Origin of the sequence: Vibrio sp. VP6 (assembly GCF_028823755.1) — a bacterium.
Lineage (GTDB): Bacteria > Pseudomonadota > Gammaproteobacteria > Enterobacterales > Vibrionaceae > Vibrio > Vibrio parahaemolyticus.
Genome location: NZ_JAPEID010000157.1, coordinates 1 through 915, shown reverse-complemented (window position 1 = coordinate 915; position 915 = coordinate 1). Strand labels below are relative to the sequence as shown.

The window sequence follows — 915 nt, the reverse complement described above, 5'->3', positions numbered from 1 at the left end:
CCGCCTCGGTTGCGTTGCAAGACATTCAAGCAGCGATTGCCAACATTATGGACATGAACACGCTGATCGCCACTGCAACCGAAGAACAGAGCCAAGTGGGACAAGAAATCTCTCAACGTGTTGAGGTCATTTCGCAGCAAAGTAGTCAATCAGCAGGCCTTGCCAACCAAAACCGCTCGGGAAGCCAAAACCTCAATCACAAAGCCAACGAGCTCTACGACTTGGTTGGTCGTTTCACGGTTTAATCCAACAGGCTAACCGACAAATAAAAACAGCGACGCTTTGACGTCGCTGTTTTTGTTACGACCTAGAAACGACTTCGCTATAATGCCGCCAACTTAGCACCCACAAGGGCAAATCGACATGATTATTATGACCACCAACTTCGGTGACATCGAAATTGAACTGAACTTGGAACGAGCGCCAGTGAGCTCAAAAAACTTCAAAAAATACTGTGAAGAAGGCTTCTACAACGGCACGATTTTCCACCGCGTTATCGACGGTTTTATGATTCAAGGTGGCGGTCACACTGAGGACATGACAGAAAAACCAACCCGCGCACCAATCGCAAACGAAGCGAACCGTGGCCTAAAAAATACCGTCGGCACAATTGCGATGGCACGTACCGACGCGCCGCACTCAGCAACTGCGCAGTTCTTCATTAACTTGGAAGACAATGATTTCTTAGATCACACCGCCACCACCAACTTGGGTTGGGGCTACGCGGTATTTGGAAAAGTGACAGCGGGCATGGATGTGGTTAATCGCATCGCGAAAGTGAAAACGACATCAAAGCAGGGTCACGATGATGTGCCATGCGAACCTATCATTATTGAAAAAGTGACGATCAGCGAATAGTCGCCTCTGTCCGCTCAAAGATAAGAAAAAGCGCCTAACCTCTTCTGAATTAGGCGC

Annotated in this window: 1 protein-coding gene and 1 pseudogene; both read left to right on the top strand. The window is 48.4% G+C overall.

The window, feature by feature from the left end; all coding sequences use genetic code 11:
* Window positions 1-245: pseudogene (locus tag OU793_RS24650) on the top strand (chemotaxis protein); the annotation flags it as partial.
* Window positions 246-363: 118 nt separating this feature from the next.
* Entirely contained in the window at window positions 364-858 is a 495-nt protein-coding gene (locus tag OU793_RS24645; RefSeq protein WP_005481711.1) for a peptidylprolyl isomerase, read from the top strand.
* The last annotated feature ends 57 nt before the right edge of the window (window positions 859-915 follow it).